The sequence below is a fragment of the Bradyrhizobium sp. UBA2491 genome (genome assembly GCF_002341725.1).
Classification (GTDB): domain Bacteria; phylum Pseudomonadota; class Alphaproteobacteria; order Rhizobiales; family Xanthobacteraceae; genus Bradyrhizobium.
On sequence record NZ_DDOP01000018.1, the window covers coordinates 21,915 to 42,373 of the forward strand.

The 20,459-nt window shown below is 66.5% G+C and carries 22 protein-coding genes; 8 read left to right on the plus strand and 14 right to left on the minus strand.

Features of this window, described 5'->3' with window-relative positions:
* Position 1: 1 nt before the first annotated feature.
* A complete protein-coding gene (locus tag B2W55_RS05820) occupies positions 2 to 1,621 on the minus strand; it encodes an FAD-dependent monooxygenase (RefSeq protein ID WP_024583923.1) in 1,620 nt (539 codons plus the stop codon).
* Between the two features lie 224 nt (positions 1,622 to 1,845).
* Between B2W55_RS05820 and B2W55_RS05825 the strand changes: the two genes are divergently transcribed.
* The 3 genes from B2W55_RS05825 (at position 1,846) to B2W55_RS05835 (ending at position 3,237) form a co-directional block, all read left to right on the plus strand.
* The gene (locus tag B2W55_RS05825) at positions 1,846 to 2,262 is read left to right on the plus strand and encodes a hypothetical protein (RefSeq protein WP_024583922.1); all 417 of its coding nucleotides are present in this window, start codon (positions 1,846 to 1,848) and stop codon (positions 2,260 to 2,262) included.
* Positions 2,263 to 2,585: 323 nt separating this feature from the next.
* Positions 2,586 to 3,032 carry a hypothetical protein gene (locus B2W55_RS05830; protein WP_145987258.1) on the plus strand — a complete coding sequence of 149 codons (447 nt, stop codon included), beginning with the start codon at positions 2,586 to 2,588 and terminating at the stop codon, positions 3,030 to 3,032.
* Positions 3,033 to 3,051: 19 nt separating this feature from the next.
* Positions 3,052 to 3,237 (plus strand): hypothetical protein, encoded by a 186-nt coding sequence (locus B2W55_RS05835; protein WP_145987257.1) that lies wholly within the window; start codon positions 3,052 to 3,054, stop codon positions 3,235 to 3,237.
* Between the two features lie 13 nt (positions 3,238 to 3,250).
* Here B2W55_RS05835 and B2W55_RS05840 read toward each other — a convergent pair whose 3' ends face one another.
* Positions 3,251 to 3,880 carry a TetR/AcrR family transcriptional regulator gene (locus B2W55_RS05840; RefSeq protein ID WP_024583919.1) on the minus strand — a complete coding sequence of 210 codons (630 nt, stop codon included), beginning with the start codon at positions 3,878 to 3,880 and terminating at the stop codon, positions 3,251 to 3,253.
* Between the two features lie 155 nt (positions 3,881 to 4,035).
* Here B2W55_RS05840 and B2W55_RS05845 point away from each other — a divergent pair, with 155 nt between their 5' ends.
* The 3 genes from B2W55_RS05845 to B2W55_RS05855 are packed head-to-tail and all read left to right on the plus strand — an operon-like array spanning position 4,036 to position 7,850.
* A complete protein-coding gene (locus B2W55_RS05845; RefSeq protein ID WP_024583918.1) occupies positions 4,036 to 4,533 on the plus strand; it encodes a (2Fe-2S)-binding protein in 498 nt (165 codons plus the stop codon).
* Positions 4,530 to 5,576 (plus strand): FAD binding domain-containing protein, encoded by a 1,047-nt coding sequence (locus B2W55_RS05850; RefSeq protein WP_024583917.1) that lies wholly within the window; start codon positions 4,530 to 4,532, stop codon positions 5,574 to 5,576. Before B2W55_RS05845 ends, B2W55_RS05850 begins: the two co-directional genes overlap by 4 nt.
* Positions 5,577 to 5,579: 3 nt before the next feature.
* Positions 5,580 to 7,850 (plus strand): xanthine dehydrogenase family protein molybdopterin-binding subunit, encoded by a 2,271-nt coding sequence (locus tag B2W55_RS05855; RefSeq protein ID WP_024583916.1) that lies wholly within the window; start codon positions 5,580 to 5,582, stop codon positions 7,848 to 7,850.
* A gap of 208 nt (positions 7,851 to 8,058) precedes the next feature.
* On the opposite strand, the gene B2W55_RS05860 is transcribed toward B2W55_RS05855, so the two are convergent.
* From B2W55_RS05860 to B2W55_RS05875, 4 genes are all read right to left on the minus strand, one after another.
* A complete protein-coding gene (locus B2W55_RS05860) occupies positions 8,059 to 9,045 on the minus strand; it encodes an alpha/beta hydrolase family protein (RefSeq protein ID WP_024583915.1) in 987 nt (328 codons plus the stop codon).
* 2 nt (positions 9,046 to 9,047) lie between these two features.
* A complete protein-coding gene (locus B2W55_RS05865) occupies positions 9,048 to 9,455 on the minus strand; it encodes a PaaI family thioesterase (protein ID WP_029879872.1) in 408 nt (135 codons plus the stop codon).
* Positions 9,452 to 9,769: an NIPSNAP family protein gene (locus B2W55_RS05870; RefSeq protein ID WP_024583913.1), complete on the minus strand. Its 318-nt coding sequence runs from the start codon at positions 9,767 to 9,769 to the stop codon at positions 9,452 to 9,454. Before B2W55_RS05870 ends, B2W55_RS05865 begins: the two co-directional genes overlap by 4 nt.
* Before the next feature lie 187 nt (positions 9,770 to 9,956).
* Positions 9,957 to 11,546: a gamma-glutamyltransferase gene (locus tag B2W55_RS05875; protein ID WP_024583912.1), complete on the minus strand. Its 1,590-nt coding sequence runs from the start codon at positions 11,544 to 11,546 to the stop codon at positions 9,957 to 9,959.
* A 102-nt stretch (positions 11,547 to 11,648) separates the two neighbouring features.
* On the opposite strand from B2W55_RS05875, the gene B2W55_RS05880 reads away from it, so the two are divergent.
* Entirely contained in the window at positions 11,649 to 12,422 is a 774-nt protein-coding gene (locus B2W55_RS05880; protein ID WP_043855683.1) for an enoyl-CoA hydratase-related protein, read from the plus strand.
* A gap of 9 nt (positions 12,423 to 12,431) precedes the next feature.
* Here B2W55_RS05880 and B2W55_RS05885 read toward each other — a convergent pair whose 3' ends face one another.
* On the minus strand, positions 12,432 to 13,445 hold the full coding sequence (locus B2W55_RS05885; protein ID WP_024579797.1) for a zinc-dependent alcohol dehydrogenase family protein: 1,014 nt from the start codon (positions 13,443 to 13,445) through the stop codon (positions 12,432 to 12,434).
* Between the two features lie 202 nt (positions 13,446 to 13,647).
* Between B2W55_RS05885 and B2W55_RS05890 the strand changes: the two genes are divergently transcribed.
* A complete protein-coding gene (locus B2W55_RS05890) occupies positions 13,648 to 14,535 on the plus strand; it encodes a DUF2066 domain-containing protein (RefSeq protein WP_024579798.1) in 888 nt (295 codons plus the stop codon).
* On the opposite strand, the gene B2W55_RS05895 is transcribed toward B2W55_RS05890, so the two are convergent.
* From B2W55_RS05895 to B2W55_RS05925, 7 genes are all read right to left on the minus strand, one after another.
* Positions 14,532 to 15,485 carry a helix-turn-helix domain-containing protein gene (locus B2W55_RS05895; RefSeq protein ID WP_024579799.1) on the minus strand — a complete coding sequence of 318 codons (954 nt, stop codon included), beginning with the start codon at positions 15,483 to 15,485 and terminating at the stop codon, positions 14,532 to 14,534. The genes B2W55_RS05890 and B2W55_RS05895 overlap by 4 nt on opposite strands.
* 241 nt (positions 15,486 to 15,726) lie before the next feature.
* Complete coding sequence (locus tag B2W55_RS05900; protein ID WP_024579800.1) at positions 15,727 to 16,008, minus strand: hypothetical protein; 282 nt, start codon at positions 16,006 to 16,008, stop codon at positions 15,727 to 15,729.
* A 144-nt stretch (positions 16,009 to 16,152) separates the two neighbouring features.
* Positions 16,153 to 16,743 carry a MarR family winged helix-turn-helix transcriptional regulator gene (locus B2W55_RS05905; RefSeq protein ID WP_024579801.1) on the minus strand — a complete coding sequence of 197 codons (591 nt, stop codon included), beginning with the start codon at positions 16,741 to 16,743 and terminating at the stop codon, positions 16,153 to 16,155.
* On the minus strand, positions 16,740 to 18,053 hold the full coding sequence (locus B2W55_RS05910) for an MFS transporter (protein ID WP_024579802.1): 1,314 nt from the start codon (positions 18,051 to 18,053) through the stop codon (positions 16,740 to 16,742). Before B2W55_RS05910 ends, B2W55_RS05905 begins: the two co-directional genes overlap by 4 nt.
* A 37-nt stretch (positions 18,054 to 18,090) precedes the next feature.
* Positions 18,091 to 18,414, minus strand: coding sequence for a non-heme iron oxygenase ferredoxin subunit (locus B2W55_RS05915; RefSeq protein ID WP_024579803.1), 324 nt, complete (start codon positions 18,412 to 18,414; stop codon positions 18,091 to 18,093).
* An 8-nt stretch (positions 18,415 to 18,422) separates the two neighbouring features.
* Positions 18,423 to 18,938, minus strand: coding sequence for an aromatic-ring-hydroxylating dioxygenase subunit beta (locus tag B2W55_RS05920; protein WP_043855705.1), 516 nt, complete (start codon positions 18,936 to 18,938; stop codon positions 18,423 to 18,425).
* Positions 18,938 to 20,311 (minus strand): aromatic ring-hydroxylating oxygenase subunit alpha, encoded by a 1,374-nt coding sequence (locus B2W55_RS05925; protein WP_029878882.1) that lies wholly within the window; start codon positions 20,309 to 20,311, stop codon positions 18,938 to 18,940. Before B2W55_RS05925 ends, B2W55_RS05920 begins: the two co-directional genes overlap by 1 nt.
* Positions 20,312 to 20,459: the final 148 nt, after the last annotated feature.

Here is a 20,459-nt window from a genome sequence, read left to right on the forward strand (position 1 = left end):
GTCAGGCCGCTTGCGTGCCGGCCTGGCGACCGAACAGGTGGGCGAACGCGTCGGCGAGCGCGCGCGCCGGATCGTTCGGCAGGGTGGCAACGCGCCAGGCCACATATCCATCCGGTCGGACCAGGACGGCGCCACCGTCCTGGACTCCATAGACGTCCATCCAGTTGCCTTCGATGTCGACGACATCTTCGCCGAGGATGTGCAGGTCGATACGCGGCAGGCCGCGCTGGCTGACCGCCGTCCGCCATGCCGCGCCATGCGAGGCCGCCAGCAGCACGAAGCCTCTGCCGAACAGATCGATTGTCGAGACCGGCTGACCCTTGCGCGTGAGCGGCACGTGCGGCGCGCGACAACCGGGATGCGCCGACGGCACGTAGTCCGTCACCGGGTCGCTGACGGCAGGCGGGTTCGAGCCGTCCGGGACCACGGCCGCGGACTTGTAGCAGGCGCCGAAGATCAGGCCGCGCTCGTTGAGGAATTCCTTGCGCGGAAGTTTTGCCTCGGCCTGACGCGCGGTGCGGTCGAAGCTCTGCATGTTGAGCAAAGTGGTCCGCACGACGTCGGAGGCGTGCGGCCGGCGTTCGGCGTCGTAGCTGTCGAGCAGTGCGGCATCGGCCTCGCCGTGCAACACGGCCGCCATCTTCCATGCCAGGTTCTGCGCATCCTGCACGCCGAGATTCATACCGAACCCGCCGCTCGGCGTGGTTTCATGCGCGGAGTCGCCGACCAGGAAAACGTTGCCGTCGCTGAACCTGTCGGCGACCATGGCCGAGCAGTTCCAGAAGCTGATGCCGACGAGCTCGACCGGCAGCTCCGGCACGCCGACGGCCTGGCGCACCAGCGCGATGCATCGCTCGGGCGTAAGGTTTTCGCGGGTGAAGCCATAGACGCTGAGGCTGTGGATCAGGAATCCCCACCGGTCGGTGCCGTTCACGGTCAGGAACGTGGCGCGGAGGTCCGGCTGCTCGATCAGGTACAGCGCCGCCGGCCGGTCTTCGACCCACGGCCGCAGATCCGCGCGGATATGGAGATTGACGGAATCGTAGATGTCCCGCTCGCCGGTCCTGCCGATGCCAAGCGTGTCGCGCACGAAGCTGCGCGTACCGTCGGCGCCGATGACGTAACGGGCGCGGAACGGAATCGTGTCGCGGTTCACGGCATCGGTCAGGGTGCCGCTCACCCCGCTCGCGTCCTGCCTGAGATCGCTGAGCTCGGTGTTGAACCTGATGCTGCCGGGCGCCAGCGCTTCGGCGTGACGCCGCAGGATGGGCTCGAGGATATCCTGCGAGCAGCCGCAATTGCCGGCCGGCGACATCGTCAGGCTCGCCGCCGAGCCGCGTCCGGGCGCGAGACGGTTGATCTCCTTTCCGGCCAGGCTTTCCGCCCACAGGATCATCTTGCCGTATTGCGCCGGCATCCCGGCCGCGCGGATGTCGTCCTCGATGCCCATCTGCCGGTACATCTCCATCGTGCGCGCGTTGATGCCGCGGGCCTTGGGCGCGATGGAGGTCGATGGATGGCGTTCGACCAGCACGGAGCGGACGCCATGCTGCGAGAGTGCGATGGCGGCCGTCAAACCGACAGGTCCGGCGCCGACGATCAGGACAGGCGTTTCCAACATGGCACTTCCTCTCGCGTCGCTGACGCCGCAGCGTTTCGACCTTTGCAGGGCGGCAGCTTGTTTTGTCCGGTCGTAAGTCTTTGGCCCACGCCATGTCAAGATCAATCGCGAATGGTACCGATGGTTTGATCTTGCTGGCGAGATATTCTGCGGATATTTGCGTGAACACCAGCTCTTTGCTGGAACCAATATATTGATTGGTATCAAATGGAGCGAGCAAATCGATGTCGGAAAATTCTCGTGCGGCTTGGCCGAAAGAGCTTCAGGACGCCTATGAAGCGGGCAAATGGAACGGTGCGGTCGGCAGCCTTCTGGTGTCCGAGACCGCAAAGCTCAGGGTCTGGCATCTGCACATACCCGCCGGGACCTGGTTCGGCTTTCATCGTCATGTGCTGAGCCATTTCTGGACCGCGATGGCGGATGGACGTTCGCGCAACTGGTTCGAGGATGGCTCCTCAGCCGAGCGCGTGCTCTACAAGGGTTTCACCCAGCACCGCGAGCTGGCCGCGAACCAATATCTCGTGCACGCCGTCCACAATATCGGCGACACCGATCTCGCCTTCACGACGGTCGAATTTCTCGACGGACCCAACAAGCCGTTGCCGGTTCCCGATCATGTTCGCCTGAAACCGCCGGAATAACCGGAATAAGGCCGTCAGGCGACGAAAAGGCCCGGCGCGATGGCCGGGCCGGATCGCAAATATGATCTAGGCGTTGGCAATGCGGCGATCTAGCCGAATGTCGGTCGGGCGGTCTGTACACTTTCGCACAACTCGCGGCTCTCTTGCCGGCGGCCACGGGCGCGGGGGCCCGTCGCGAACCTATGCCGCGCCTATGCGGTACATCGCGCGGCGCTCTCGAATTCATATCCCGTCCTGAAGATATTGGTCCCGAACGCTCCCGCATCGTGCAGGCTGGCCGATACATGGCCGGTTGCCCGCGTGGGCGAACGCGAACGGGTGACATGATGTCTTCAATTGAATTGGCCGCAGGCGACCGGATTATCGAGCCGATGATCGCGCTGGCCGGCTGCTCGACGCAGCAGCGCATCGTCGTGGCTGGCACGAGGAGCATCGAATTGATGCTCGAATTGCAGCGGCGCGGTTTCCTGCGAACGGCTGCTACCGCCAATTGCGGCCACCCGGCCGCGCAATATGACGCAGCGCTGGTCGATTGGCGGCGCCGCACGCTGCATGCGCTCGAACCGACGCTCGACTGGCTGACCGGTTTCCTCAGTGCCCGCGCGGTGCTGGTGGTGTGGCTCGACGCGCAGAAGCCCGCGGCCAGCCAGAGCCTGCGTACCGCGCTGGAGCAGCGCGGCTTCGTGGTCGAGCAGGGCATCGTGCATCAATGCGGATGCGCGCTGTCGGCGCGGCGGTCGCAGGCGCATCTGCTGCGGCTCGCGGCCTGACGCAGGGAAGGAGATGGCGATGTCCAAAGTGCGACGCGCGGTCATTCGCGAGTGGATGACGCTGGCGCCAGCAAGGCGGCAATCCGGCGCACAGGCATCGGCGTTCGCGACGGCCGCGCTGGAGCGGTACCACCTGCCGCGCCGCCGGCGGACGCCGCATGCGATCATCATGGCCTGGCTGGAGCCGCGCACGGGTCGTCCCTGAAGCGATCCGCCATCTAGCGTGACGGTTTTCGACTGGCCTTCCTCGCAGCCGTCGCCTCGCTCTCCGGCCGCACTCGCAAGCCATCGACGAACACATCCAGCAGCCGCAGCGCGGTGGTCTGCCAGCCTGCCTGGTCGTGCATGTAGCACATGCCGATCAGCGCCCGCAGCACGTCCTCGGCGCTGATGTCGTCGCGGATCGCGCCGGCCGCAACGGCGCGCGCAAGCAGCGTGCCGATCGACTTGGTCAGGCGATCGAACGAATAGGCCTGCAACTCGCTCGAGCCGGCCGCGACCAGCGCCAGTGCCGCCACCATGCCCTTCTTGGTCGCGACGAATTGCACATTGGCGCGCAGCCAGCGCCGTAACGCCTCGACCGGTTCGGGCGCGTTCTGGAGCTGCTCGGCGAGATCGCCGAGCTGCTCGACCTCGCGGCGATAGACCGCCTCATACAGCGCCTCGCGGGTCGGGAAGTGGCGATACAGCGTGCCGATGCCGACGCCGGCATGGCGCGCCACCGCCTCGAGGCTGGCCTCGCTGCCGCCGGCCGAGAACACGGCCTTGGCCGCTTCCAGCACGCGCTCGCGATTGCGCACGGCATCGGCGCGCGGCTTGCGGACAGTTTCTGGTGATGACCCGGCCATTGCTTTTTCTTCTCACCCTCCCTTGTAAACGGAGGATGCCTCCGTATATGGCGACCAGCACCGGGCCTGACAAGGCGCGCCGACCCCCCTGGATCGGCGGCCACAGGTGCGCGTTGCCTCGATTCAACCCGACCATACACGGATCGGAGCCCTGCATGAATCTCCCACTCAGTCTCACCATCAACGGCGTTCGACGGGACATTGTCCTCGACGACCCCCGCGTCACCCTGCTCGACCTGTTGCGGGAGCGGCTCGACCTCACCGGAACCAAGAAGGGATGCGACCGCGGCCAGTGCGGCGCGTGCACCATCCTGGTCGACGGCCGCCGCATCAACTCCTGCCTCGCGCTCGCCGTCAGCCATGACGGCGCCGACATCGTCACCATCGAAGGCGTCGCACGCGGCGGCGAGCTGCACCCGGTGCAGGCCGCCTTCATCGCCCATGACGGCTTCCAGTGCGGCTTCTGCACCCCGGGCCAGATCATGAGCGGCATCGGCCTGATTGGGGAAGGCCAGGCCGGCGACGATCCGGAGCGGGTCCGCGAATGCATGAGCGGCAATCTCTGCCGCTGCGGCGCCTATCAGGGCATCACCGAAGCCGTGCTCGAGGCCCAATCCAACATGACCGCCACCAAGCAGAGGCGCTCCGCATGATGAACTTCGATTATGTCAGGCCGGCCAATGTCGCGGACGCGATCGCGGCGGCCTCCGAGAAGGGCGCGAGCTATCTGGCGTCCGGCACCAACCTGCTCGATTTGATGAAAGGCGGCGTCAGCCGGCCGAGCCGTCTCGTCGACGTTACGCGCCTGCCCGGGCTCGATCGCATCGAGCATCTCTCCGACGGCGGCTTGCGGATCGGCGCGCTGGTGCGCAATGCCGATCTCGCGCATGACCCGGAGTTCGCGCGCAACTATCCCGCGATCGCCGAGGCGCTGCTGTCAGGTGCGTCCGCCCAGCTCCGCAATGCTGCGACCGTCGGCGGCAATCTGATGCAGCGGACGCGCTGCGCCTATTTCTACGACGCCGGCAGCGCCTGCAACCGGCGCTGGCCGGGCGCCGGCTGCGACGCCGTGAAGGGCGAGAACCGCCTGCACGCGGTGCTCGGCTGGAGCGAGGGCTGCATCGCAACCCATCCGTCCGATTTCTGCGTGCCGCTGGTCGCGCTCGATGCCGTCGTCGAGATCGAGGGCAAGGCCGGCCGGCGCGAGCTGCCGCTCGGCGAACTGCATCGGCTGCCCGGCGAGACGCCGGAGCGCGAGACCGCGCTCGAGCGCGGCGATTTGATCGTCGCGCTGCGGTTGCCGGCCGAGGCGAAAGACTTCGCCGGCCATGCCCGTTACATCAAGGTCCGTGAGCGCACCTCCTATGCTTTCGCCGTGGTGTCGGCTGCCGCGGCGTTGCGGATCGAGGACGGCAGGATCCGCGACGCGCGGCTCGCGCTCGGCGGCGTCGCGGCCAAGCCGTGGCGGGCGCGCGAAGCGGAGCAACTGCTCGCCGGCGCCGCGCCCGATGCGGCGCGCTACCGCGAGGCGGCACGCGCCGCGCTGTCAGACGCCAAGCCGTCCGGCGACAACGCTTTCAAGATCGAGCTCGCGCAACGCATCATCGTGCGCGCGCTCACCCTTGCCGCCCGGGGCACGCCGGATCGCATTGCCGCGCTGCCGGGCTCTCCCTTCTCCTCCGTTGCAGGAGCGTGACGCATGACGCTTGAGATCAGCCTGACCCGCGACCCCGCCCATATCCGTCATGGCTCGAACATCGGCCAGCCGCTGACCCGCACCGACGGCGTGCTCAAGGTCACTGGCAAGGCGCGCTATGCCGCCGACAATCATCCGCCCGGCATGCTCCATGCCGTGATCGCAAGCAGCTGCATCGCGCGCGGCCGCGTCACATCGCTCGACGTCGCCGCCGCGAAGCGCCATCCCGGCGTGATCGACGTGATGACGCCGGCGCACAAGCCGGAGCTTGCGGAAGACCCGGACGCCAAGGGCAATCCGTTCGCCTTCCGCATGGAGCTGTTGCAGAGCGACGAGGTGCGCTACGCCAACCAGGCGATCGCGGTGGTGATCGCCGAGACGCTAGAGGCCGCGACCGAAGGCGCCGCGCTGCTGTCGCCGCGCTACCAGGTCGAGATCGCGCGCGTCGGCCTCGATGCCGGCGAGGCCTATGCGCCGCCCGTGGTCGGCATCGGCAATCCGGCCGAGGTCCGCCATGGTGACATCGATGCCGGCATGGCTGCCGCTTCGAAGCTGACTGACGCGACCTACGAGACGCCGGCGCAGTATCACAACGCGATGGAGCCGCACGCGATCGTCGCGGTGTGGGACGGCGACCGCCTGTTCATCGACACGCCGAGCCAGGGCATGGGGTTCGCGCAGATGCGCGTTGCCGGGCTGTTCGGCATCTCGCCGGCCAACATCCACATCAACAGTCCGTTCCTCGGTGGTGGCTTCGGCTCCAAGGGGCTGATCTCCGGCCCGCAGGTGCTCGGCATCATGGCTGCGAAGCTGACCGGTCGTCCGGTCAAGCTGGTGCTGCGCCGTGGCCAGATGTATGGCCCGGTCGGCCATCGTCCGCCGACCCGCCAGCGCATCCGGATCGGCACCGACGATGCCGGGGCGCTGACCGCGATCAACCACGAGGCGCGCGTCACGACGTCGAGCTTCGATGATTTCTACGAGCCCGCGGCCGACGCCTCGCACACGCTCTATGCCAGCCCCGCGATCCGCACCGCGCATGAAGCCGTGCGCGTCGACACTGGCACGCCGCTGTTCATGCGCGCACCGGGCGAGGCCACCGGATCGATCGTGCTGGAAAGCGCGATCGACGAGGCGGCGTTCGCCTGCGGCATCGATCCGCTGGAGTTCCGGCTGAAGAACTATGCCGAGGTCGAGCCGACCACCGGCAAGCCGTTCTCCTCGAAGGCGCTGCGCCAATGCTACGCCAGGGCGGCCGAGCGCTTCGGCTGGGCCGGGCGCCCGTTGCAGCCGAAGCAGATGCGCGACGAGAACGGTTTCCTGGTCGGCTGGGGCATCGGCACCGCGACGTTCCCGGCGATCATGTTCCAGGGCAATGCGCGCGCGGTGATCCGCGCCGATGGCAAGGGCGTGATGGAGACCGGCGCACACGACATGGGACAGGGCGCCTGGACCGCGCTTGCGCAGATCTCTGCCGACTCGCTCGGGCTCGAATTCGATCAGCTCACGTTCCGCTCCGGCAGCTCCGATCTGCCCGATGCCGGCATTGCCGGCGGGTCGGGGCACACCGCGACCGTCGGCGCCGCGATCCACAACGCGGGCGATGCCGCGATCGCAAAGCTCGCCGAGCTTGCCACCACGGATGAGCGCTCGCCGCTGTTCGGCGCCGGCAATGCCGGCGTGGTGGCGCGGGCCGGGCGGCTGCATCGCCGCGACGACGATGCGCGCAGCGAAAGCTATGCCGAGATCCTGGCGCGCGCCGGCGTCGCCGAGGTCGAGGGCAGCGGCACCGGTGCGGCCGACGCGGCGGCGCAATCGCAATATGCGATGCACGCGCATGGCGCGGTGTTCGCCGAGGTCAAGGTCGATCCGGAGCTCGGCCAGATCCGCGCCACGCGGATGGTCGGCGCGTTCGCCGCCGGCCGCATCATCAATCCGTTGATGGTGCAGAGCCAGCTCTATGGCGGCATGATCTGGGGCCTCTCCTTTGCGCTGCACGAGGAGGCGGTAATGGATAAGAGGTCGGGCCGCATCCTCAATGCGAACCTCGCCGAGTATCATGTGCCTGTGAATGCCGACGTGCCGCCGATGGAGGTCATCACGGTCGACGAGCACGATCCGCACGTCAATCCGCTCGGCATCAAGGGCGTCGGCGAGATCGGCATCACCGGCAGCGCCGGCGCGATCGCCAACGCGGTCTTCCACGCCACCGGCATCCGCGTGCGGAATTTCCCGATCAAGATCGAGGAAGTGGCGATGGGGCTGATGTCGTGATGTGACGGCGGCGCAACGACCAGCGTCATCCCGGCTGGTGCGCAACTGCGCATCGAGCCGGGACACGTTGCCTCAAATGCTTGTTGTTATGTTGTGTCGGGGCCACCATCCCGCCCGCAATTGAATGCGGTGGTTATGGGTCCTGGCCTTCGCCAGGACGACACTGCTCGGGCGGCTCAGGCAATCTACTTGCAGCACCATTCTCGGACTACCGCGCTCCGGCTTCGCCCAAATTTCGTTTGAAGAACGCGATCGCCTCGGCGTGGAGGCGCTGGTGGAATGCGACGCGATCGAAGCCCGGCGCGTCAGTGCAGATGCTTGGAACCGTCTCGGTTTCCTTCGGTGTGCAGACCGCAAGGAAGGAGAAATGCTTTGCGTCCTTCACCAGGTGAAACTCGGGTTTGGCTGACAACTGCTCCTTGACGTCGGCAGCGCAGCAGCCGGACAAGCCGTCGCCGCTTTGCGCCGGGTCCGAGCTCCACAACTGAATCGGGATCGTCACGGCCTTCAGACCCTCGCTCCCGAAAAAGAACATCGGATACGGATCGATGATGATGGCGGCCTTGATCCGCGGATCATGGACGATCGGCCCGCTCGGGGTTTGCCCGGCCTCGAGTTCCTTGCAGGCCCGCAAGTCCGACGCCTGGCACTTCGGTACGCCCTTGCGCAGGTCGGGCTCGCCGCCGATGACGGCGAGGCCCGTGTAGCCGCCCCATGAGAAACCATAGAAGCCGATCCGTGCGGCATCGATGCGGCCGGCATCGGGCCAGCCCCCGAGCGCGTAGTCGATCGCGCGCTTGATGTCGGCGGGCCGTTCGACCATCACGGCAAGGCTGTCGGTGCCGCTGGTATCACGCCCGGCATCGGTCGGGTGATTGATCGCAAGCACGATGAAGCCGGCATCCGCCAGCGCGGCGGCGGTGTCGTGATGACCACCGAGCCAGCCGCGACGGCCATGCGAGATCACGATGAGCGGGAGCTTGTCGCCGACGATGGGGCAGTCGTTGACGGCGAAGAACGTTCGGCCGTCGCGGGCATCGATCTCGTGCGGTGTCTGCGCACAGGGATGCCAGACCAGCCCGCGGATCGCGGGCCCGTTCGGGTCGGCGGGCATGTCGAAGCGCCGCAGCCCGGCCGCCTGTGCCGTCGAGAGCCCGAGCAGCAGAGTTGACACGATGAGGAGAGCGCGACGCATGGTTACCGCTTGTCAAGAATCCGCAACGCGGCCGTGGCGGTGGCGACCGTCACGTCGTCCGCATCGATCAGGTCGGCCTCGACGATCATGTCGCGGTCGGTCTGCGCGACGACCTTCGCCCTGGCCGTGATCGGGCCGACGCGCGCGGGTTTGAGGAACCGGGTGGTGAGGGTCTTGGTCACCACGGTTTGGCTCTCGGGAAGCACCGCCAGCGCTCCGAGACCTGTGGCGGAATCCAGCATCGCGGCGAGGAAGCCGCCCTGGATCGTGCCATGCCGGTTGGTGAACACGGACTGCGCCGCGAAACGGATCGAGGCGATCTTGCCGTCGAAGCCGAGCCATTCGCGTCCAAGCAGCTGCGCGCCGGGCGGCACATCTGCACTTGTTTTGTTCAGGCTGGCCTCCGTCATTGCGCCGCTTTCGGAAACAAGGGTCGGAAGAACGACCGGTCGTAGCGGGTGAAGCAGCCCGTCTCCTTGGCGAAGGCGATCGCCTTCTGAACGTCCGGATCGGCGGCGGAATCCTTCCTATACTGCTCGTAGGCCGCGAGGCTCGGAAAGCTGAACATCGCCAGCGCGACGTCGCTCGCGCCTTCGGAGGGCAGGAAGTAACCGTGATGGACGCCGCCGAACCGCGGCAGCAGCTCGAGCCACATGGCGGCGTAAGCTTCGAAATCGGCGAGCTTGCCCAGCCTGATCTCATAACGCAGGTAGCAAGTAATCATTCCGCGGTGCTCCAAGCCGTCGTTGACCGAGGCGTCCGACTATAGCTCGACGGTAGGTTCGCGCCACATCACAGTGTTCGCTCGGCCGCATTGCCGGTTGAACACGATCGCGCTGCTGGGAGTGCAACACCCTCAGTGTCGTCCCGGCCTTCGCCGGGACGACGCGCGGAGCGTGCCCACGATTGCCTCACCCTTCGGCGATGGCATCGCTCCACGGATGAAACGGCTCGGTGGCGCCGCTGTTCGTCGTGCCGTCGCGCAGCACGATGCTGGGGCAGGCGAACTTCTTCGGTTGGGTCTGGATGCGGGCCTCCTCATAGTCGAAGCGGCCGCGCAGTGCGTCACGCACGGCTTGCGGCAGGCGGACATCGCCGATCACGATGGCGCCTTCGCTGGCGTCGATGCGCGGCTCGTGGATCGCGGTGTCGAGATCCATGCCGAAATCCATCACGAAGGAGACGAGCTGCGACACCGCGGGCAGGATGCGGCGGCCGCCGGATGCGCCGGCGGCAAGGCGGCGGCCATCGGCCGCTTCCGCCACCACGGGCGTGTAGTTGGTCAGGCAGCGCTTGCCGGGCGCGAGCGAGTTCGGATTGCCTTGCACCGGGTCGAACCACATGATGCCGTTGTTCATGGTCAGCCCGGTGTTCGGCGTTACGAATTTAGAGCCGAAGGTCGACAGCAGCGTCTGCGTCACCGCGGCCATGTTGCCGTCGCGATCGACTGCCGAGAAATGCGTGGTGCAGGATGGCGCGACCGCCTCGGCGCCGAGCGCGCGGCGGCCGTCGACGTCGCCCATGTCCTTCAGCCGCTCGCGATAGGCGGCTTGCAGCGCCTCGGCATAGGCCGCGTAGGCCGCCGCGTCCGGGCCGCCTTGTGCCGGTGCCAACGCCTTCTGCAACAGGCCGAGCGTACGCGCCATGGTGGGACCCGCGGTCAGCTCCGGCGTCGCATACACGGTGCCGCCGCGATAGGGAATCTTCAGCGGCTCGCGCAGGTGGGCGCGGAAGGCGGCGAGATCGCGCACCGACAGCGCGCCGCCGGCGGCCTGGATGTCGTCGGCGATGCTGCGCGCCAGATCGCCCTCGTAGAAATCGCGCGGACCCGCCGCGGCGAGTTGCGCCATCGTCGCCTTGAGCCGGTCCTGCGGCATGCGGACCGCCGCGCGGATGCTCCATTGCGCATTCGGCGGCAGGCCATCCAGCAGATAGGCCGCGGCGCTGGCCGGATAGCGCCGCAGATCGGCGGCGGAGCTGGCGATCATCTCGGTGGTCCACCAATCCACCAGCAGGCCTTCGCCGGCGAGCTTGACGCTCGGCGCCAGCAGATCCTTCCACGGCATCTTGGCGTGGCGGCGATGTGCTTCTTCCATGCCGGCGACGACGCCGGGCACGGCGATCGAGCCGGGGCCGTGCAGGTTGCGATCATCCTTGACCCGCGCCCAGGGGAACAGGTCAGAGGCCGCGCCGCCGGTCAGCGGATAATCCTCGATGCGCAGGCCGTCGGGCGCGCGCATGCCATAGTCGATCACCTCGACGCGGTTCTCCTTGGCGCGGTACAGCACCATCGCGCCGCCGCCGCCGGCGCCGCTCATCCACGGCTCCAGCACGCCAAGCGCGAAGGTGGTTGCAATCACGGCGTCAACGCAATCGCCGCCCGCCGCCAATACCTCCGCGCCGACTTCGGCCGCCCGGCGCGACTGCGCCGCGACGATGCCGCCCTTTGAACTGACGGCAGGCTTACGGATCACTTGCGAGTTAGAGAACTGATCGGACATGGCGTTGCTTTCGCTGTTCTTTGTTGCGGGCGGGTCACGTTGGCGTAGCATGTCAGGCATGGCACTGTCAGTGCAACAACAACCAGTTTCAGGGAGCGGAAAATGAGCAGCGTGAAGCGTGAACGGGACGGCAAGGTCGGCATCCTGACGCTGAATGATCCGGCCAGCCTGAACGCGATGACGCCGGAACTGCTCGGCGACCTGGCGCGCGCCGTTGGCGAGATGGGGCACGATCCCGGCATCCGCGCGCTGGTGCTGACCGGCGAGGGGCGGGGCTTCTGCTCGGGGCAGAACCTCAAGGCGTTCAATTCGCTCGGCGACAACATCTACACCGGCGTGATGACCCATTATTGGCCGGCGATGCAGGCGCTGCGCGAGTGCCGCATGCCGGTCGTGGTCGCGGTCAATGGCGTCGCCGCGGGCGGCGGCTTCAGCCTTGCGATGTCCGGCGACATCATCCTGGCAGCGCGCTCGGCGAGCTTCATCCAGGTGTTCAGCCGGATCGGGCTGGTGCCCGATCTCGGCTCGACCTGGCTGTTGCCGCGCCTGGTCGGCCGCCAGCGTGCGCTCGACCTGATGCTGCTCAACGAGCCGCTGCCGGCCGAGCGGGCGAAGGAGTGGGGCCTGGTGCGCGAGGTCGTCGATGACGCAAAGCTGCTCGACGAGGCGAAGGCACTCGCCGGCCGCCTCGCCGACGGCCCGACCCGCGCGCTGGTCGCGACCCGGCAATTGCTCGAGGAGAGCGAGCACGCCAGCTACGCCGATCAGTTCCGCCGCGAGATCGAGTTGCAGCAGGTGATCCGCGAAAGCGCCGATGCGAAGGAAGGCCGTCAGGCCTTCGTCGAGAAGCGCAAGGCGCAGTTCACGGGGCGCTAGCCAAGCATGCTAGCCGATCGCAATCGCGATCTTGCCGAAATGCGCGCCGCTCGCCATGTGGGCGAACGCGTCCTTGACCTGGTCGAAGGCGAACACCTTGTCGATCACCGGCTTGACGCGGTGCATGCCGATGCCGTCGCACATCGCCTGCAAATCCTCGATCGAGCCGACGGTGACGCCCTGCAGCCGCTGCTGCTGCATCACCATCAGCGGCAGCCTCGAGTCGGACGAGGCCGGGCCGGCGAGCACGCCGATGAAGGCGATGGTGCCGCCGATCCTGGTGGCGCGGATCGACTCGTTCAGCGTGCCGACGCCGCCGACCTCGACGACCAAATCGACGCCGTGCCCGGTCAGCTCGCGCGCCTTCTTGCCCCAGTCGGGCGTGGTCCTGTAGTTCAGCGTGACATCGGCGCCGAGTTCTTTCAGCCGCGCGATCTTGGCGTCGCTGGAGGAAGTCGCGATGACGCGGGCGCCGCACATCCTGGCGAATTGCAGCGCAAACAGCGAGACGCCGCCGGTGCCCTGGGTCAGCACCGTCTGTCCCGGCTTGATGTCGCCGAGCTTGACCACCGCGCTCCATGCCGTGAGGCCGGCGCAGGGCAGCGCGGCAGCTTCGATGTCGCTGAGATGGTCCGGCGTGCGCACCAGTGCGTGTGCCGGAAACACCCGGTACTCGGTCAGCACGCCGTCGACGCTGCCGCCGAGCGCTGCGCGCATCCGCGCCTCGCTCGGCTCGCCGCCGAGCCAGCTTTCGAAGAAGCTGCCGATCACGCGATCGCCGGGCGCGAAACCCTTGACCCCGGCGCCGACCGCCTCGACCACGCCGGCGCCGTCGGAGACCGGCACCAGCGGAAATTTCTGGCGCGAACCGTAGCCGCCCTTGACCGTGAGCAGGTCGCGATAATTCAGCGTCGCCGCCTTCAGCCGCACCAGCACTTCGCCCGGACCGGCCTGCGGAACCGGCTTGTCGACCAGCGCCAGCGCATCGACGCCGCCGGGGCCTTGCAACTCATAGCATTTCACGGGACGTCTCCTGCTCGATCGTCTTGTCATGAGCGGCGCAGTCGGCGCCGCGGTGCCGGCACCGAGCATATGCCAGGGCCGCGGCGCGTGGCCAGTGCGCGCAATGCGCCCGATGGAATGGCGCCCAGACCGGAACAGGTCGGCGCTGTCGAACATAACCGCCAATCAATACCTTTGACGACGTGACCGGGCGGAGGTGAGCATGGCTGCCTTGCTTGAGACGATGCGCAATCCGATCGCTGCGTTCGGACTTGGCGCGGTCCGCGCGCTGCTGGCCGTCGCATTGATCTGTTGCGGCGGCGCGATGGCCGCGGCGGATGACAGCCTCTATCGCGCGCAGACCGTCGTCACCGGCCAGGGCGAGCCGAACCGGATCATCGGCTTCGGCGCGTGCCTCGAAGACGTCCTGATCAAAGTCTCCGGTCAACCGGCACTGGCGGGAGATCGCCGGCTTGCCGGATACAAGTCGAGGGCCGGCGAGTTCGTCAGCAGCTTCGACTACCACGACCAATATGCCGGCAAGCCGCATCATGACGAGCAGGGCACCCGCGACCGGCCCTACGACCTCACGGTCGTCTTCGACGACAAAAAAGTCGACGGCATTCTCGCCAGGCTCGGCCTCAAGCCGTGGCGATCGCAGCGCCCGGTGCTCGGCGTCTTCGTCGAGATGCAGCACGGTCCGAAGGACATTATCGTCACGTCGGACGGGCCGCAGTCCGATTTGCAGCGCGACGCGCTTGCCGCCGCGGCCACCAGGCGCGGCATGCGCTTCGTGCTGCCCGATACGGCCGCGTTGACGGCCGCCAAAGTCAGCGCCGCGGAACTTATGAAAGTATCGCCCGCGAAGCTGGCCTCGATCCTGGCGCCACAGCGCGGCGAGGCGACGCTGGTCGGGCGGCTGGTCTGGGACGACAAGGATCTCGGCTGGGTCACGCAATGGCAGCTGGCCTGGCACAGCCGGGACTACAAATGGCGGTTTCGCGGCGTCACCTTCGATGAAGCGTTTCGCCGCGGCATCGGCGGCGCCGCGCAGGTGCTGTCGGGCAATGGCGATCCGGGGCGATCCAGATCAGCGGCAGTGGAGCGCTAGCCGGCGTAGCCGAGCGTCTGCGACGGATATTCCCCGAACATCGCGCGATAGTATTGCGCGAAGCGCCCGAGTTCGATGAAGCCTTGCTCGATCGCGACCTTGGCGACGGTGGTCTGGTCCGGCGTACTTTCACGCAGAATCGAGCGGATCGTGCAGAGCCGCTTGTAGCGCAGGAATGTCACCGGGCCGAGGCCGAACACCTCGTGGAAGGCGCGGTGCAGGCTGCGTCGCGACAGCCGAAGCTCGCTGCAGATTTCCGAGACATGCACCGGGCGGCTGCCTGCGGCACGCAGGTAGTCCTCGACATGGCGCACCAGCTTCATCGCCGACGGCAGATAGCTCGTGCCGTCGGGCGGCAGCGCGGCGACGGCGGTCCCCCTCACGCAGTCGATGATCGCGCGCTTCCAGAATTCGGCCGAGGTCTCCGACAACGAATCCGGGTAGCGGGCAAGATGCGAGATGATCTGCGGCAGCCTGTCTGCTCCGGCCATACCGATGGTGGGATCGGCGCGAAAGTGGTTCTTCGCCTGCCAGGTCGCGGCATCGGCCAGCCGCGGTTCGCCGCCAAACATGCTGGGGAGATCCGCCATGTCGAAGCGAATCGCCGCATAGGATGACGCCCGGTGGAACACGCCGTCATGCTCGACCGATGGCGGGATCACCAGCACGTCCGCCGGCTGCATGTCGAACGCCCAATGGGTGACGCGGTCGGTGGCGTTGAGCAGCATTCCGATGATCAGCTTGTCATCGGCCGAGGTCCGCTGGGTGCGGACCCCGACATTGAACGCACCGATGCTGAGCGAGAAATCGCCGATCCCGACATGGGACAAGGTGCCGCGCAGCTTGCCGCGCTCAAGCTGCATGACCTCGACATGCGAGCCCTTGACGGCTTCGTGGAGTCCCTCGAAGCCATCGAGCTCGCCGGTGTTGACCGACAGGTGCCCGCCCATATCCACGCTCACAAGTGTAGCGCAGCTGATCGCCTGACACCAAGTGTTGCGAGATCGTGGTGTCGTCTGCAAGGGGGTGGATTTTCGCCTGTCTTTTCAAGAAGGCAGGCAAGCGTCGTCACCGGACCGGGGACGCGATTGGCACAAACTGCACATCACACGGATGCGACGCCGGATGACCGTTTCATCCCGGCGCCAGATGCAATGCCTTCAACCGCGCGGAACGCGGCCGCGCCGATGGTCAGGCCGCCATCAGTTGCTCGAGCGCAACCGCCTGTTCGCGATTCTGGAAAGCGATGGCGGTGTGGGTAAAGCCCGACGAGGCCTGGGTCTGTGCGATGTGGTTGAGGACTTCGTTGCCCTTGACCACGTGAAGGTCCATGCCGGGGCCGGCCGGGAAAATCCCGAGCACGACATCGTAGGCGTCGACGATGGCCTTCAGGGCGCCGCCCTTGTCTTCCGACGCGTCGATGAAGATACGAACATCCGCGGCGATACTACGAAGTTCGTCAAAGTCGATCACTGGAAGTCTCCCATACGCAAACGCAACCTACGCAATGATCCTAGCTACAACTTGCTTACTGAAACATAAATTACGCCCGGTTCCGTCGTGCGCTCACCGCCACGTGATTCGTATTTCGATCGACGGGATCGGTGCTTCTGCGGACTAAGGTTTCGCGGTGCTGCGCTTCGTGATGCGTTTGACCGGCGCATGATCCGGTGCGGCGCCTGCGGATGGATCGCCCATGTGGGGAATGCGCTGCTCGATGTGATCGACGACACGGAAGAACGTGTCGAGCGTGCCGGCATCGAGGCCGGCGGTGAGGTTGCTGTGCCGGCGCAGGATCTCGTCCAGACTGCGGTCGAGCAGCGCCACGCCCTGGGCCGTCAGCCGGATCTCGGTCCGGTTCCGGGCGCTGCCCCGGACCGGCGTCAGCTCGATCAGGCCCTTCTTCCTGAGCGACGTCGTCTCGCGGCTGACGACCGCCTTGTCGAGCTGCGCGTTGGTCCAGATGTCGTAGGCGCTGGCCGGCTCATGCTCCCTCAGGAACGACAGCACCCGCCATTCCGCTAGCGACACGCCGTAGGCCTGCGGGAAGAACGCATTGGCATTCGCCCGCAGCTTCGCCACCAGGCTCGACAGCACGGTCGGCACGTAGCGCGCGAAATCGATCACCCGTTCCGAGCGCGCGTCCTCCTGCGGGGCGCGGCGCGGGTCGGGAGCCTTGGTCTTGCTTGCAACAGTGCGGCTTTTCATTCTTTCACGAGTTGGGAGCGGGCGATCAGCACCAGCGCCGCAGCGGCGACAAGGACCCCCGTCACCACGAGGAATCCGATGGTGAAGCTGCCCGAGGCGTCCTTGGCGCGTCCGATCACGACCGGGATGGTGGCGCCTCCGATGCTGCCGATCATGCCGACCAGGCCAATCGCGCCCGGCGCACTCTCCCGCGACATGTAGGACTGCGGAATGGTCCAGAACACGGCCTGCGTACCATAGACACCGACATTGGCAACCATGAATCCGATGATGATCCAGACCGGCGTCGCCGCGAAGGCGGCGATCGCGAAGCCGGCGGCTGCGATCAGGAAGGTCATGGCGGCATAGTAGAAGCGTTCGCCGACATGGTCGGAGTGCCGCGACAGCATGATCATGCCGATCAGGCCGGCGACCGGCGGAATCGCGGTCACGAAGCCGACCTGCGAATTCGGCAGGCCGAACGTCTTGATGATCTGCGGCAGCCAGGGGAACAGCGAGGCCAGGCCGCAGAACAGGCCGAAATTGCACAGGCCGAACAGCAGCACCATCGGCTTGGTGATGGTGCGCAGCACGCCCTCGGCATGCACCACGCCGGTTGCCTTGGCATCGCGCTCCAGCGCGCCGGTCAGCCAGTTGCGCTGCGCCGTCGACAGCCAGGTCGCCTGCTGCGGGCGGTCGGTCAGGTAGAAGATGCCGACGATCCCCAGGATGATCGGCGGCACGCCTTCGAGGATGAACAGCCATTTCCAGCCGGCGATGCCGAACGTGCCGTTGAGCTCGAGAATGGCGCCGGAGATCAGCGAGGCGAAGATGTAGGAGATCGGCACCGCATAGTTGAACATCGCATTGTAGCGGGCGCGGTAGCTGAACGGAAACCAGAGGCTGAGCAGCAGCATCACGCCGGGAAACAGGCCGGACTCGGCAAAACCCAGGAAGCCGCGGAACGCGTAGAGGCTCCACGGGCCCTGCGTGAAGGCCATCAGCACGGTGGCGATGCCCCACAGGATCGCGATCCGCGTCAGCGTGATGCGTGCGCCGTATTTGCTGAGGATCAGATTGCTCGGGATCTCGAAGATCGAATAGGTGAAGTACATGATCCCGACCGCGATGCCGAACATCTCGGCATTGAGCCCGAGCTCCTTGTTCATTTGCAGCGCGGCAAAGGAGATGTTTCCGCGGTCGAGGATGGCGAGAAAGTACATCGCCATCACGAACCACATCAGGCGCAGCGCGACCTTGCGGATCGTGGTGCGCTCGATCTCCGGATCGGCGGTCGTTATCGCCGCCTTGTCGATCGCGACTTCGGTCATTTCTGTTCCCCCCGTTTCTTGATTATTGATCGTCGCCCTACGCGGGCAGGCAGACCTCGAGCCGGTCGCCTGCGACGCGGACCGGATAGGTCTGGATGTCGATCTCGACCGGACTGGTCAGCGCCTCGCCGGTCCTTATGTCGAAGCGGCCCATATGCAGCGGGCATTCGATCTCGCAGCCGTCCAGGATGCCGTCCGACAACAGCGCCTCCGCGTGGGTGCAGATGTTGCTTGTCGCGTAATACTCCGTGCCGACGCGATAGAGCGCGATGTGGTGGCCGGCGATTTCGATGCCACATGGCTCGCCTTCGGTCAGCGCGCCGACTGCGGCGGCTTCGTGCCAGGTTCCTTGATCCGTCATGGGCCTTCTCAGATGCTGTAGAAATCGAGCACGGTCGGGATGCGGTCATTGACCAGCGTGATGACCTTGCGCGTGATCGTCCAGGTTTCGCCGTCGCGTCTCAGCGTGTGCGCATAGCGGCCATGGCGCAGATGCTCCTTGGCCACGCGCGGGTCGTAGACGTGGACCGAGAACACCGAGTGGCAGGTGATCTGCCCGGGGCCGGTCGCGGACGCTTCCAGGTTCGAGATCTGGTGCACGGTGCGCGGCAGCGGCAGCGCGGTGATCGACTTGCGCGACTCGATGCGCGCGATCCGCTCCTCCAGCCCGCGTCGCGCATCGTGATAGAGCAACGAGACCTGCGTCCTGGGATCGTTGGTGGTGGTGTATTCGTCGAGCCATGCCGGCACCCAGAACACGGCATCTTCGCTGTACATCGCCACCCAATCGGCCCATTCGCCGGTGTCGAGCAGCCGGGCTTCGCGGAAGATGGTCGCGGCCGCGGCCGCTTCGGCATCGGCTTGCCTGATTGCGTCACTTGCCATCATGCCGTCTCCCCTGCGGCGCGTTGCAGCAGCCTGCGCCATTCGCGATAGCCGGGATGGAAGTTCGTCTCGCCGCCGAAATTCGGAGCGCCGAACGACCATTCGGACGGGGCGACGCCGAGCTCGCGCGTATGCGGGCTCTCGCCGTGGCCGACATCAGCGACGCCGCGCAGATAGCCTTGCGTCGGCGCGGCGGTGGTGGCCTCGTAGCCGGTCTGGCAGAATTCATACATCACGTTGTCGTCGGAGCTCGCGAGCCCCGAGGCGTTGAAGAAATCCTCGTAGTTGCGGATGCGCAGCGTGCGGGCCGCGGCGCTCTCGCCGATCGGCGCGAGGCAGTGCGACACCATCTCGGTCTTGTCGGGCGCCAGCGGCCGCCAGGTGCGCACCTGCGCCGACAGGATGTCGATGACTTGCAGGTTCGGAAAGATCGTCAGGTTGCGCTGGCGCAGCATCCATTTGGCGCGGGTGCTGCCGACCCGCTGCCGCACGGCGTCGAGGCGCGCCGGATCCATGCCGAGCGGCCGGCCATAGAGCTGCGTGCGCTTGATCGACCAGTTGACCGCGTGGCCGTAGTCGAAGCTGAAGCTGCCTTGCCCTTCCTGCTCGCCGTCGGGCTCCGCGGTGAATCCGGCGTCCGGTCCGGCGGTGGCGTTGCGTTTTTTCAGGATGTCGACATAGGAGCTGTGGGTGGTCGCGAAATGATAATAGTCGAGGCCGTTCTCGAATTGCAGCTTCCAGTTTCCGTCGAACGTGTAGGTGCTGGCGCCGGGCACGAGCTCGACTTCGCCGCTGTCGCTCTGATCGACGATGAGGTCGAGGAAGGCGCGGGTGTCGCCGAGGAACGCTTCCAGCGGCGGAACGTCGGCCGAGAGGCTCGCAAACAGGAAGCCGCGATAGGAGCCAAGCCGGGCGACCGGGAGAAGATCGTGATTCCGGTTCGCGAACGATGGCGGATACTGCCCGCCGGCTTGCTCCGTCACCGAGATGTTGCGTCCGCTCGAATCGTAGGCCCAGCCGTGATAGCGGCAGACATGAAACTTCTGCCGGCCCTGCTTGAACGGGCAGACGATGGTGCCGCGATGCCGGCAGGTGTTGAGGAATGCGCCGACCTTGCCCTCGGCGCTCCGCATCACCAGGATCGGGTGCCGGCCGATATGGGTGGTGACGAAGTCGTTGGGCCTGGCGACCTGCGACTCCAGGCCGATGAAGTTCCAGGTGACCTCGAAGATATGGCGCAGCTCGGCATCGAATATCTCGGGATCGGTGAAGATCCGGCGATCGACCTCGAAGATGCGCTCGCTCGGTCGGTCGTCAATGAGCCGGGAAATCTCGCGCAGCCTTGCCGCGTGGTTCTGCGAAGCAGCGTCCATCATGTCCTCCCTTCGATCAACCGTCGGCGACGCACGGCGCCGCCCGCGGTGCCCTTGCGGGTTCACGGCTCGCGCCGTTCTTCGGCGGGAGCAGCCGGCTTGATCGCCAATCTTGGAATGACTCTATAGTTGTCATGACAACTATGGT